Source organism: Salinithrix halophila (assembly GCF_042650125.1).
Taxonomy (GTDB): Bacteria; Bacillota; Bacilli; order Thermoactinomycetales; family DSM-45169; genus Salinithrix; species Salinithrix halophila.
In genome coordinates this window covers 299658-312888 of the sequence record NZ_JBHSAP010000015.1, presented here as the reverse complement: position 1 = coordinate 312888, position 13231 = coordinate 299658, and the positions used below count along the sequence as shown (strand labels likewise).

The 13231-nt window shown below is 53.4% G+C and carries 13 protein-coding genes; 1 reads left to right on the top strand and 12 read right to left on the bottom strand.

Annotated elements, in window-relative coordinates; all coding sequences use genetic code 11:
- Positions 1-119: 119 nt before the first annotated feature.
- The 9 genes from hisIE to ACFOUO_RS11725 form a co-directional block, all read right to left on the bottom strand.
- Positions 120-764, bottom strand: a complete 645-nt coding sequence (gene hisIE, locus ACFOUO_RS11765; RefSeq protein WP_380705309.1) for a bifunctional phosphoribosyl-AMP cyclohydrolase/phosphoribosyl-ATP diphosphatase HisIE — start codon at positions 762-764, stop codon at positions 120-122.
- Complete coding sequence (gene hisF, locus ACFOUO_RS11760) at positions 761-1519, bottom strand: imidazole glycerol phosphate synthase subunit HisF (RefSeq protein ID WP_380705308.1); 759 nt, start codon at positions 1517-1519, stop codon at positions 761-763. Before hisF ends, hisIE begins: the two co-directional genes overlap by 4 nt.
- Entirely contained in the window at positions 1509-2258 is a 750-nt protein-coding gene (hisA, locus tag ACFOUO_RS11755; protein WP_380705307.1) for a 1-(5-phosphoribosyl)-5-[(5-phosphoribosylamino)methylideneamino]imidazole-4-carboxamide isomerase, read from the bottom strand. Before hisA ends, hisF begins: the two co-directional genes overlap by 11 nt.
- Positions 2255-2878: an imidazole glycerol phosphate synthase subunit HisH gene (gene hisH / locus ACFOUO_RS11750; protein WP_380705306.1), complete on the bottom strand. Its 624-nt coding sequence runs from the start codon at positions 2876-2878 to the stop codon at positions 2255-2257. The genes hisA and hisH overlap by 4 nt, the downstream gene beginning before the upstream one ends.
- Before the next feature lies 1 nt (position 2879).
- On the bottom strand, positions 2880-3470 hold the full coding sequence (gene hisB / locus ACFOUO_RS11745) for an imidazoleglycerol-phosphate dehydratase HisB (protein WP_380705305.1): 591 nt from the start codon (positions 3468-3470) through the stop codon (positions 2880-2882).
- Positions 3463-4746, bottom strand: a complete 1284-nt coding sequence (gene hisD, locus ACFOUO_RS11740; RefSeq protein ID WP_380705304.1) for a histidinol dehydrogenase — start codon at positions 4744-4746, stop codon at positions 3463-3465. Before hisD ends, hisB begins: the two co-directional genes overlap by 8 nt.
- Positions 4743-5393 (bottom strand): ATP phosphoribosyltransferase, encoded by a 651-nt coding sequence (hisG, locus tag ACFOUO_RS11735; RefSeq protein WP_380705303.1) that lies wholly within the window; start codon positions 5391-5393, stop codon positions 4743-4745. Before hisG ends, hisD begins: the two co-directional genes overlap by 4 nt.
- Positions 5386-6546 (bottom strand): ATP phosphoribosyltransferase regulatory subunit, encoded by a 1161-nt coding sequence (hisZ, locus tag ACFOUO_RS11730; RefSeq protein WP_380705302.1) that lies wholly within the window; start codon positions 6544-6546, stop codon positions 5386-5388. The genes hisG and hisZ overlap by 8 nt, the downstream gene beginning before the upstream one ends.
- 94 nt (positions 6547-6640) lie before the next feature.
- Positions 6641-7210 (bottom strand): non-canonical purine NTP pyrophosphatase, encoded by a 570-nt coding sequence (locus ACFOUO_RS11725; protein ID WP_380705301.1) that lies wholly within the window; start codon positions 7208-7210, stop codon positions 6641-6643.
- A gap of 222 nt (positions 7211-7432) precedes the next feature.
- Here ACFOUO_RS11725 and ACFOUO_RS11720 point away from each other — a divergent pair, with 222 nt between their 5' ends.
- The gene (locus ACFOUO_RS11720) at positions 7433-8515 is read left to right on the top strand and encodes a quinone-dependent dihydroorotate dehydrogenase (protein ID WP_380705300.1); all 1083 of its coding nucleotides are present in this window, start codon (positions 7433-7435) and stop codon (positions 8513-8515) included.
- Between the two features lie 83 nt (positions 8516-8598).
- On the opposite strand, the gene ACFOUO_RS11715 is transcribed toward ACFOUO_RS11720, so the two are convergent.
- From ACFOUO_RS11715 to ACFOUO_RS11705, 3 genes are all read right to left on the bottom strand, one after another.
- Entirely contained in the window at positions 8599-9126 is a 528-nt protein-coding gene (locus ACFOUO_RS11715; protein WP_380705567.1) for an SgrR family transcriptional regulator, read from the bottom strand.
- A gap of 151 nt (positions 9127-9277) precedes the next feature.
- Entirely contained in the window at positions 9278-12331 is a 3054-nt protein-coding gene (locus tag ACFOUO_RS11710) for an efflux RND transporter permease subunit (RefSeq protein WP_380705298.1), read from the bottom strand.
- 162 nt (positions 12332-12493) lie between these two features.
- Complete coding sequence (locus ACFOUO_RS11705; protein ID WP_380705297.1) at positions 12494-13111, bottom strand: TetR/AcrR family transcriptional regulator; 618 nt, start codon at positions 13109-13111, stop codon at positions 12494-12496.
- Positions 13112-13231: the final 120 nt, after the last annotated feature.

Genomic DNA, 13231 nt, shown 5'->3' with positions numbered 1-13231 from the left:
GAAGGATTTTACAAAGGAATAGCTTGGTATCAAAAGACCTTTTTGTAAGTTGTGGCGATATCATGACCGCTTTAAAACAAATAAAAAAGGCACCCTATTATGGTGCCGTTGGTATTCCGTCAACCCCCATGCCGTTTCTCCAACTCGGCGAGGATGGCGTTTAGGGGGAGCTTCTGTTCCCGGAAGAGGACAAAGAGGTGGAAAAGGAGGTCGGAGGCTTCCCAGGTCAGCTCCTCTCGGGAGCGGTTCTTCGCTGCGATAATGACTTCACCCGCTTCTTCCCCCACCTTTTTCAAGATCTTATCCACCCCTTCATCGAAAAGATAAGTGGTGTAAGATCCCTCGGGGCGTTCCGCCTCTCGCGCTGCGATGATGGATTCGAGACGGTTAAGAATCCCGTAACGATCCCCTCCAAAGGATGTGTCACCCTCGAAACAGGAATAGTCTCCTGTGTGGCAGGCTGGGCCTGTCGGCTTTACCTGGACCAGCAGAGCGTCTCTATCACAATCGGGGGCGATGGAAATCACCTTCTGCACGTTCCCCGAAGTGGCTCCCTTATGCCACAGCTCCTGTCGGGAGCGGCTCCAGAACCAGGTCTCCCCGGTTTCCTGCGTCTTTTTCAGCGATTCCTCATTCATATAAGCCAGCGTAAGTACTTCCTTGCTAACCGCATCCTGGACAATCGCCGGGACAAGCCCTCGCTCGCCAAAATGCACCTCACCCGGGTCCAGCCGGTTGTCCCCCCTTCTATGGTTATCCCTCACCGTACATGCACCCCCTTCTCTTTGAGACGAATTTTCAGGTTTTCCACCGCGATTTCCCGGTAATGAAAGATGGAAGCGGCCAGGGCAGCATCGACCGGCGTCTCCCGAAACACCTCAATGAAATCTTCCTCGGTGCCGGCACCCCCAGAAGCAATAACCGGTATGCACACTTCCGAAGCGACCGCACGGTTGAGAGGAAGGTCGAAACCGCTTTTTTGTCCGTCCTGATCCATGCTGGTAAGGAGAATCTCTCCAGCACCGCGTCGGGCGGCTTCCATCGCCCAATCCACCGCCCGGCGATCCGTCCGCTTTCGTCCACCATGGCTGTATACGACCCAGTCTTCCTCCTCTTCATCCCAACGGGCATCCATAGCAACGACGATGCACTGACTGCCGAACCGGCGAGCCCCCGCTTCAATCAAGTCGGGGTTATGGATAGCGGCGGTATTGATCGACACTTTATCCGCACCGGCACGCAGAATCTCTCTCATATCCTCTACTGAGCCGATCCCGCCTCCGACAGTAAAAGGAATACGTAGCGTACCCGCGGCAGAGCGAACCACATCCACCATCGTCTTGCGCCCTTCATGGGAAGCGGAGATGTCCAGAAAAATTAGCTCGTCCGCACCCGCCCGATCATAGAGGGAAGCCAATTCGACAGGATCTCCCGCATCTCGGAGATTAACGAAAGAGACTCCTTTGACCACCCGCCCGTCTTTGACATCGAGGCAAGGGATGATCCGTTTAGTGATCATCGGTTCCCCTCCCTTTTACGGCGCTCAGTGCTTCGGAGAGTTCGACGTCCCCTGTGTAGAGGGCCTTCCCCACAATGGCTCCCTCCACTCCTTCCACTCGGTAGCGGGAAAGTTCCAGTAAATTGGAAACGGATTTAACCCCGCCGGAGGCGATCACCTTTTTCCCGGTAGCTAAGGCCAAGTTCCGGACAGCAGGAATGTTGGGGCCGGAGAGGGTCCCATCCCGGGAGATATCCGTAAAGATGAAGGTCTCCGCCCCGAGCGACACCATCTTTTGGGCCAGATCTTCGGCCAACACTTCCGAGTCATCCAACCAGCCGTGGGTGGCAACCCGCCCGTTTCTCGCATCCAGTCCGAGGGCAATCTGGTCCCCATGACGGGCGAGGGCCGCTTGGACAAAATCCGGATCATCGATCGCCGCCGATCCGATCACGACGCGGGCGACACCCAGGTCAAGGAGGGCCTCCAGCCGATCCATGTCCCGGACGCCACCCCCCACCTGAATAGGCACCTCTATCGCCGAAACAACCTCCCGGATCACAGGCAAATTGACCGGTTCTCCGGAGCGAGCGGCGTCCAGGTCGACAACATGAAGCCATTCCGCTCCCTGTTCTACCCATCGGCGGGCAACAGCAACCGGATCCTTATCATAGACAGTTTCAGCATCATAATCTCCCTGAAAGAGACGGACACATTGTCCACCCCGAAGGTCAATCGCAGGATACAGAGTAAAATTCATCGTGTGGACGCCTCCCTGATACACAGGCTGGCAAAACGTTTTAAGAGCTGTTGCCCTACGTCGCCGCTTTTTTCCGGATGGAACTGCATCCCGAACAATCGATTCCGCCCCACGACCGCCGGTACATCTTGGTAATAATCCGTCACCGCCAACACGTCTTCGGAATTGTCCGGAACCACAAAGAAGGAATGGACAAAATAGACATACCCCTCCTCTACCTCTTTCAAGAGGGGATGAGGCCCCATGAAACGGAGCGCGTTCCAACCAATGTGGGGTATATGATAATCCCCCTCAAACTTCTTCACATGACCCGGCAGGAGATGAAGACCTTGGTGGTATCCGTACTCATCACTGCTGGTAAATAGGAGTTGCATACCCAGACAGATGCCGAGAAAGGGTTTATTCTCCGTCAGAACGATTTCCCGGATGACTTCCACCAGATTCCGCTTGTTTAACTCCATCATCGCATCGCCGAAAGCGCCGACGCCCGGCAGGATCACGCCGTCAGCATCACGAATGACTGCTGGGTCATCCGTGATGCAGGATTGAAAGCCCATCCGCGACAGCGCTTGACTGACACTGTAGAGGTTGCCCATCCCGTAATCGATAATGGCGATCACGTTAAAGCACCCCCTTGGAAGAAGGAACGGATGTGACCCGGGGATCCACTTGGACCGCTTCATCGAGGGCCCGTCCCAGAGCTTTGAACAGAGACTCGATCATGTGGTGGGTGTTACGGCCATAATGAAGGATCACGTGTAGATTCATGCGTGCTTCCAATGCTAGTTTCCAGAAGAATTCATGTACAAGTTCGGTATCGAAAGCACCGACCCGTTGGCTCGGGAAATCCGCTCGAAACTCCAGATGAGGCCGATTGGACAAGTCCAGGATGACCTGGCCGAGGGATTCGTCCATCGGCACCCAGGCCTGTCCATAACGACGAATTCCTGTTTTATCGCCCAAGGCTTCCCGGATCGCAGAGCCTAAGCAGATGGCGATATCCTCCGCTGTATGATGATCGTCGACTTCGTTGTCTCCCCGAGCCGTTATCTTCAGGTCAAAGAGTCCATGCTTCGCGAACAAGTCCATCATGTGCTCCAGAAAAGGAACGCCGGTGGAAAACTCCGTCTTTCCGCTACCGTCCAGATTGACGGTCAACTCAATTTGGGTTTCCTTCGTTTTTCGTTGGATGGATGCCATGCGCTTACTCATGGTTTTCCCCTTTCTCCATACGCGCCTGGATGGATGCCGCGTGGGCGGTCAACCCTTCCGCCTCAGCCAGGGTGATGACTGATTTGCCGTCTCGGAAGAGAGCTTCTCGACTATAGGCGATTAGACTGGTTTTCTTCGTAAAATCGTCCACGGAAAGCGGGGAGAAGAAACGGGCGGTCCCATTGGTAGGTAGGACGTGATTGGGGCCGGCAAAATAATCCCCGACCGGTTCAGGACTCCAAGGTCCCAGGAACAGAGCACCGGCATTTTTTACCCGCCCGACCCAATCCCAGGGAGACCGGACCATCAACTCCAAATGTTCGGGGGCCAGGCGGTTGGCGATTTCCACGGCCTCATCAAGTGTGTCGGTCAAGCAAATCGCCCCATGATCCCTTAGGGAAGCAGCAGCAATCTGTTTCCGTTCGAGACGCTCACACTGGGATTCCAACTCCCGGGTCACTGATGCAGCCAATTCTCGGGAAGAGGTGATCAGGACCGCGGACGCCATCGGATCGTGCTCCGCCTGGGAAAGGAGATCCGCCGCTACAAAGACAGGGTCGGCGGATTCATCCGCTACCACCACGATCTCACTGGGCCCGGCAATCGAGTCGATATCCACCTGGCCATATACCAACCGTTTGGCACAAGCGACATAAGCGTTACCCGGTCCGACAATCTTGTCCACACGGGGAACACTCTCCGTCCCATAGGCCAGGGCTGCGACAGCTTGGGCGCCTCCCAGCTTGAAAACACGGGTGACACCGGCTGCGTGAGCAGCCGCCAGGGTAGGAGCTGGCACCGTTCCATCGGAACGAGGAGGGGTTACCATGACGATTTCTTCCACTCCGGCGACAGCCGCCGGAATTGCGGTCATCAGTACCGTCGAGGGATAAACTGCCCGGCCACCGGGGATATAGAGGCCGACACGTCCCAGCGGACGAGCCAACTGGCCCAGAACGCTACCGTCCTCCTCCGCTTCAATCCAGGAGTTTTGCCTTTGTCGTTCATGGTAGCGGCGAATCCTTCCCGCCGCCTCGGTAAGGGCTTCTAGAAATTCCTCCGAGATCTGTGTGCTGGCTTGAGAAAACTCTGCTTCCCCTACCTCAAAGGAGGCCAGTTCCACCTGGTCAAAGCGAACCGTGAGATCCCGCAGAGCGGTGTCCCCCACTTGCCTGACCCTGGCAATGATATCCCGAACAGCCTGTTCTTCCTTTGAACTGGCCGCTTCTTCATCCCGGCGAATGGACAGCTCTTCCGGTTTAACGATCGCGATCATACTCCCACTCTCCCCTGTTCGACCACCTTGCCGAGACGTTCATACAATTCGTCGACCGCCCTGCTTTTCAATCGGTAGCTAGAACGGTTGGCAATCAAGCGGGAGGTCACGGAGGCGATCTCCTCCAGCTCAACAAGCCCATTCTCTTTCAATGTGCGACCCGTGGAAACGATATCGACAATCCGGTCGGCCAGGCCGATTAGAGGAGCCAGTTCAACAGACCCATTGAGCCGGATTACTTCTACCTGTTGTCCCTGCTCCCGGAAGTATTGATCGGCAATCCGGGGGTATTTGCTGGCTACCTTGGGGTTAAGGACTGGCTTCCAGTCCGGCAGCCCCGCCACAGACACCCGGCAAGGACTGATCTCCAGATCGAGAAGTTCGTGAACATCTCGTTCTTCCTCCATCAATACGTCTTTTCCAACTACACCCAGATCGGCCACCCCGTGCTCTACATAGGTGGGCACATCGACAGGTTTCACCAGGAGAAAAGAGAGTTTTTCCCGAGGGACGGTCACCGTCAGTTTGCGGGAGTCCTCGGTCAGATCCTGCGGCATATCCAGTCCGGCCTTTCGCAGAAGCTCTAAAGCCTCCCCGAAGATCCGCCCTTTGGGCATCGCAACGATCAATTCCTGTCTTTCAACCATCGTACCCCTCCCCCACACGGATCACTCGGCCACGATCAGGCACTGGAAGTGCTTGATCTTCCTCTAAATGAAGGGTTACGGGCTGCCCATTCGCCCGAAGCCGACCCGCTTCCCGGAAGGCACGGGCTCGCAGCCGTCGGGGGTAAACCAACAGAATCGGTTCTGGTCGATCCCCGCTTCCCGGACTGGCCATAATAAGGCGATCCGTCTTCAGTGCAAAACCACGGGCCGGATGGGATCGGGCGAATTGCTCCAACAACTGGTCATAACGACCTCCAGAGAGCAGATAATGGCCCTGTGCCCCGTATCCTTCGAAGTAAATCCCGGTATAGTAGTCCAGACTGCCGACCAAGGTCAGGTCCAGAATAACATAGCCAGCAACCTTCCAGTCCTCCCAGGTTTCCCAAATCCCATCCAGATGATCGATGATTTCCTGGGCCCGGCCGCAAGCGGTCGTTTCCCGCAACTGCTTCAAAACCTCACGTCCGCCACGAACACCGAGGATGGAGAGAAGCTTCTCCTCTTGCTCCGAGCTTACATCCAGTTCTTTCACTCGATTGCGATACTTCACGATATCACGGGCGCCGAGGCTTTCCTTCAACCCTTCCACAATCTCGGCATCTTCGGTTAATTCCAGGAGCAGAGCATCCAGGAGTCCAATGTGCCCTACCGTCAACTGAATCGGGGAAATCTCCAAATCCTGAAGGGATTCCACAGCTAGAGTGACCACTTCTGCATCCGCCTCCGGCGAATCGCCCCCGACCAGTTCCACACCTGACTGGTAAAACTCAGCAAATCGCCCCGCTTCTCGTTCCTGGGCACGAAAAACATTGGCATGGTAGCAGAGGCGCAGAGGCAAAGGCTCTTCCCTCATGGTCGAGGCGACAGCACGGGCAATCGGGGCTGTTAAATCCGGCCGCAACACCAACGTCTGTCCCTGTTTATCCAGCAACTTAAACAATTTATGCTCGGCGATGGCGCTCGCTCCGCCTACCGTTTCGAAGTATTCCAAGGTGGGAGTAATCACTTCCCGATATCCCCACTGCGAAAAACATGCCTGCACCCGCTCTTCCACCCACCGTTTTTTGGCGGTAACATCCGGTGGAAAGTCACGGACACCTGTCGGTTTCTCAAATTCACGCGGCTTGGCCATCCGGTTCCACTCCTATTCACCTTTCTTTATCTTGCTAACGCGATAAAGACTCGTCGGTTTTTCCTAGTAGTGTAACACTGCCGCCTCTTAAGCGTCAATCAGCTTGTAACCCTCGCAACCAGTGGACAGCCTTCTTCAAAGCACGACCTCGGTAAGAATAGGCTTCCCGTTCTTCCGGCTTCATTTCGGCAAAAGTCCGGGTCTCCCCGTCTGGGACGAAGAGCGGATTAAAGGGGAAACCCGGTTCCGGCTGGATATCGGAGGGGTTCATCTTCAAAAGCCTCCCGGAGGTCCGGGCGGAAAAAATGGCTGACTCTCCGTCCCACAACACACCTACGGCCCCTTCAAACCAAACCTTGCGCGTCTCCCCTTCCAATAATTTCATAATCCCTTTGTAACCGATCCGTTCAAAAATCCGTTTGGTCAGGATGCCCGGAAATTGCTGATAAGCGGCAAAAAAAATGCCTGCATCATCCACCATCGCTCGGCGGTAACCCATCTCCATTACCTGACGCATCTTCTCTCGGGCCACCTCTTCGATACTTCCGGAATCAGGTTCAGCCAGTTCCAGGGAAAGTGGGGTGACCTGGATCCCGCAGGGCATAAGCACTTGTTCGGCTTCCTTTAATTTTCCCTCGTTTTTTGTCGCAAAGGGCAGGATCACATGAATCCCTCCATTTCTCTCGTACCATTATACCTGGGCTTCGCTCCGAACACGAAGGGATTCGGAAACATCCTGTTTCAACAGAAAACCCGGGTATTCCCTGCAACTTTCCTCCCACCGTTTCCGTCTTTTAAACGGAGATCGAATCACTTGGCGGTCATCCTTCTGGATTTGTGGTATCCTACGAGGAAGAATCCCCTTTGCGGAAAGGACATATCCAACGTGTATCCTTTTGTTAAAAACATGCTGTTTCGGATGGATCCCGAACAAGCTCATGAATGGACGATCAAAAATCTGATGCGGGTTCAGCGCATCCCCGGCACCCTTTCCTCTCTGGAGCGAAAAATGGTGGTACGCGATCCTCGCCTCAATGTTAAATTAGGAGGACTAACTTTCCCTAATCCAGTCGGGTTAGCAGCCGGTTTCGACAAACATGCCCAAGTGTACCCCGCTTGTGCGGCACTCGGCTTCGGATTTGTCGAGGTGGGAACTTTGACACCTCGTCCCCAACCGGGGAATCCCAAACCCCGTCTCTTCCGTCTTCCGGAGGATGAAGCGGTAATCAATCGAATGGGTTTTAACAATGACGGCGTCCGCCAGGCAGCGCTACATTTCCAGGAACTTCCCCGCCCTGCCGTCCCGATCGGAATCAACCTGGGTAAAAACAAGGATACTCCCCAGGAGGAAGCAGCCTCAGACTATCGAAAAGGGCTATCCTCCTTGTACAGACAAGGCGATTATTTCGTGATCAATATCAGCTCCCCCAACACTCCCAACCTACGGGACTTGCAACATGCCGAATCCTTAAAGCGATTGCTGGGAGAGGTGCTCGGGGAGCGCCGCCACCTGAGGGAACAAACCGGTGAAGTCCGTCCTGTCTTTTTGAAGGTGGCACCCGACCTAACGAAAGAACAGCTCACAGAAGCTGTCCTGATTGGATTGGAAAAAGGGATCGATGGTGTGATCGCCACCAACACCACCCTCTCTCGAAAAGGGTTAAAAAATCCTCTTCATGTAGAGAAAGGCGGTTTATCAGGCCGTCCCCTCGCTCCACTATCGACGGAGATCATCCGTCACCTGCGTCTGGTCAGCGAAGGGAAAATCCCACTAATCGGTGTCGGCGGCGTTTTCAACGGAGCAGACGCCTATGAGAAAATTCGGGCCGGAGCCTCATTAATCCAGGTTTACACCGGTATGATCTACCGTGGCCCCTCCATCGCTCGGGACATTAACTTAGAACTCCTGAAACTGATGGAGAAAGATGGTTTGGCATCGATAGCCGATGCCGTTGGACTGGATCGGTGAATCAGCCCTTATTGCACTCTTTAATATAGGATAAAGCCCTGCTTCCGCAGGGCTTTTGTTCATCCTGTTTATATCTTCATCCATCATTTGTCTTCTTCTGTTCCTTTTTTCCTCGGATCGCTCTGTTCTTCATCGACAATCATCCATTTGCCCGTCTCTGTTGAAACCACGGCGGGTGTCAATCCTTTTGATGCCAGTTTTTCCGAATAAGTGCGGTTGTTGTCCCGCTCTGCCGTTCCCAGGGCCATCACAGGCATACTCAATTCTTTCATCATCTCGTTATAGCAGGATTTGCGGATCCCTGCGGGGACCCCATCCCTTTTGATGGAACGGATGGCTTCTTTATACTTCCCCTGTTGCAAAAACTCGCGGAAGTAAGGGGGAAAAACCTCCTCAAGGGGCTTTTTGAACACTAATGCGGATCGCTTCCCCCTGCCACCACCTGACCGCCATTCGATCAAACCTTCCTCCTCCATATGCTTCAAATGCCGTTTAACATTGCGCGTAGAGGAGTATAGGACGTCAGATAACTCTGCCAAACTGACATACAGCGGTTCATGCGTTTCGATTTCCCGGTAATAAAGTCGCAATTCGATGTAATGCTCCACCATCTTCAAAAGAATCACCCTGAATTTTATGATTCCGCCACTGTTTCTCCCGTATGTTGGACCATTGTCTACATCTTAATCGGGCCGTTCTATGATTGTCCAGTTGATTCTCTCTACCGGATCAAAAAACCCCGGCTAACCAGGGTTTGTAGGTTTATCCGATTTTCCGTTTACGCCGTAACTCGGGGTCGAACAGTGTGTAAACGACAGGAATCACGAATAGAGTGAGCAGGGTGCTTGACAACAGGCCACCGATAACCGTAACGGCCAACGGCTGTTGGATCTCGGTCCCCTCTCCAAAACCAAAAGACAGGGGAATCAGGCCAAGGATCGTGGTTAGGGCCGTCATCATAATCGGACGAAGGCGGGCAGTTCCCGACTCCAGGATCGCCTCATAACTTGAATACCCTCGATCCTTTAACTGGTTGATGAAGTCCACCAGTACAATCGCGTTGTTGACGACAATCCCTGCCAACACGATTACCCCGATAAGGGCGGTCACCCCGACAGGGGTTTTGGTTAACCAAAGGGAGACTCCCACTCCTATTACCATCAACGGCAAGGTGAGGATAATGACAAAGGGGGTCCTAAAGGATTCAAACTGGGCCGACAAGACGAGGAAGACGAATAGTACAGCTAAGCCCACAGCAAGGAGCAAGTCATCGACTGCATCATTGAAGAGTTCCGCCGAACCAGTGAATTTCACATCCATACCTGCCGGCAGAAGTTCCGCCAACCTTTCTTCCGTCGCTTTCTCCATTCTCCCCAGATCCGTACCGTCAAATTGGACTTGGTACTCGATGCTGTCCTGAAGGTTGCTCCGATTGATGGTGATCGGCCCCTCTCCCTTCTTCACCTTTGCAACCGTCCCGAGGGAGACCGTCCTGCCGTCACCTCCAGCGGGAATCGGCAAATCCTTCAGCTTTTCAGGAGACTGGCGATAGGTTGGATCGAAGCTGAGGTCCACATCGAGCACAGGCCCCTTCTCCAGGTCGATTCGGGTCACTGTCTCCCCCCGGGTCGCATTGGAGACAGCCTCCACGATCTGAGCGGGGATCACCCCCTTATTCTCCGCCTTTTTCCGATCCACCTCTACTTGCAGCTCAGGCTTGGTCTCCTCGCGCGAGTTGGTTACTTCCCGGACATGGTCCATTTCTTTGAGCTGATTGGTTACGGAAGCTGCGTAACGATCCATCTGTTCTTTGGATCCGCTAAGGGTAAACTCCAACGTCCCAGGAGTTCCTGTTGTCTGAAAAGAGGATTGTTCCTTAAGGGTTACTTCAGCCTCAGGAGCGGCTTCCGCCAACCGTGGTCGAAGACGATTGATGAGCGAACGGGTGGTTAGGCTCCGTTCCCCTGACTCCACTGCATTGACGTAAATGCGGGAAATATTGCGGGCGCTTCTTCCTGAAATGGCGTTTTCGTTTTCTCCCTCTCCGATCGTAGCCTGGTAGTTGGCGATGTCCTTTTCTTCGTTGAGGATCTCTTCCACTTTTTTAGAAACCGCCTTTGTCTTCTCCAATCCGGTACCTGAAGGCATCTTCACTTCAACGGTAAAGACCCCTTCATCCGAGGCGGGGAGAAATTCCGTTCCTACTTTCCACACCCCCACTCCGCCAATGAGGAATAAAAGAAAGGCGGAAGCTAGTACCGTTTTACGATGAGAAAGAGCCCAGCTCAACCCGTTACGGAAAGAACGATACACCCCGTTTTCCTTTTGTTGTCGGTTCCACCCCTTCCACGGTTTTTTCATAATTGCGGCGGATAAGACCGGTACCACCGTCAGGGAGACAAGCAAGGAAGCCAGCAGACTGAAAGAAACGGTAAAGGCGAACTCCTTGAACAACTGGCCCACGATTCCCTGAACGAAAATGACGGGAACGAAGACAAAGACTGTCGTTAGGGTGGAGGCGGTGACTGCCGCCGCTACTTCACCAGCTCCTGCTACTGAAGCCTCCTTGGGTGCTTTACCCATCTGTCGATGACGGTAGATATTTTCGATGACGACAATGGCGTTGTCCACCAGCATCCCGATCCCGAGAGCCAGCCCCCCTAAGGTCATAATATTTAGGCTGAAATCGGAGAGGTACATCAGAACAAAAGTGAAGATCACAGACAAGGGGATCGCAATACCGATAATGAGCGGACTACGAAAAGAACGCAGGAACAAAAACAGAACAAGCATAGCCAGCAGCGCACCGCCGGCCATGGTCGAGCCCACGTTCGAGACGGATCGATCCACATATTTTCCTTGGTCAAAGATAACCAGCGTATCGTTATCCAGCACCTTGTTCAACCGCTTCAGCTCATCCCTAACCTCGGAAGCCACCTGGGCGGTATTGGACCCCGACTGCTTAAATACGTTGATACCGACACCAGGCTTTCCATTGGTTCGAGTAATCACAGACTGATTGGCATCGGCCACCTTCACCTCGGCTACCTCATCCAGGGTGATTTTCTGCCTCGTCAATGGATGCCTTGAAACGGTCAAGCGTTTGAGATCGTTCACTTTCGTCAGCTCGGAGACAACTCGTGCCGTCAGATCGTTATCCCCATCCTTCACGATTCCCCCGGGCTGACTCACATTAGAAGACTCGATCCGGTCTTTGACGTCCTTCTGGGTAAGTCCGTACTTCTTTATCTTGTCCCCGTCGAGGGAGATCCGTATCTGTCGGCCCACCAGCCCCGAATCCTCCGCACTGGCGACACCCGGTAATTTTGAAATCGAATGGACGATCTCGTCCACGTCATTCTGGAGAGCATCCCGGCTCCCATTCTCAACCTTCACCGACAGCTGCATAATCGGAAAAGTAGCGGGATCGAATTTAAGAAAATTGGGAGTATCCACATCCGAGGGAAGGTGTGTCTGGTTGATCCTAGACAGCACATCATTCTGAACCTGATTGATATCCTGGGACCAATCGAACTCCAGCAGAATAAGCGCCGATCCTTCTCGGGACTGGCTCTGGATCGTCTTTAAGCCGGATAGGGTACCTAGCTTCCGTTCCAAAGGCTTGGACACTTTCTCCAAAACCTCCTTGGAACCGGCACCCGGGTACGAAGCGACTACAGCCCCGACAGGGGGCTGAATTTCAGGCAAAAGGTCGGTTTGCAAATTGGTCAAGGAGACAAAACCCATGACCAGGATGATAATCACTGCGACAGTTGTAAATACCGGACGGCGAATTGCTGTTTTCGGTAACCACATCCCCATATCCTCCTGTTTCCTATCCATTGGTTGGCAACGTCAATCCCCAGCACCCTTGAGAAGGACTAGGGTTCTTTGCCAGTCCGAATCTCTATTTATTTTCGGGATTTTTCATACAGAAACGGCCTCTCGGTCGATGAGCCCGCATGAGCTTACAGTCCGTTATTCAGGCTTCCCTTTCTTGCTTCCAACCAACCCATACAGAGCAGCTTTCACCATTTCCTCTACCGAATCCCGCGCCCTGGGGTAATCCTGGCTTACTGCTTCGAATAATACACTGAAAAAAAACCTCTCAGCCACCTCCGGACAAAGTCCGATCTCCCCGGATTCCGCCGCTATCAAGAACTGGTTGCGGAGGGGTTGAAACATATTGTTTTCGTAGTAACCGTACACCTCTTTCTCTCGCTCAGGGAACAGCACTTTGATGTCACGAGTAATCGACTGATGGAGATGATAGATATCGGGATATTCCAGGGAAGCATAGCAAATCATCCGCAAGTATTCGGCCAGCTTTTCCGCTACCGGTCGATCAGAATTGAGGAGAGGGTCAACTTCCACTTTCCATAGCTCCAATGTCTGTCGAATCAACGTGAGAAAGACATCCTGCTTATCCTTGAAGTAATAGTAGATCAATCCGCGGCCCAGCCCCGCCTGACGGGCGATGGCTCCCATCTCGGTCCCGTGGTATCCCCGTTCCCGGTAGACACACAAGGTCGCGTCCAGGATTTGTTGAATTCGCTTTTCCCTAATTTCACGGTTTTGTTCAGGTGAACGCGGCATAAATTCGATTTCACCTCGCATGGATTGACTGACACATGAGTCCATTTCATTGTAAAGAAACCGGTACTGACAAGTCCAACCAATCATTCGACAAGTTTGTGAAAAGAAAGCCACAAAAAA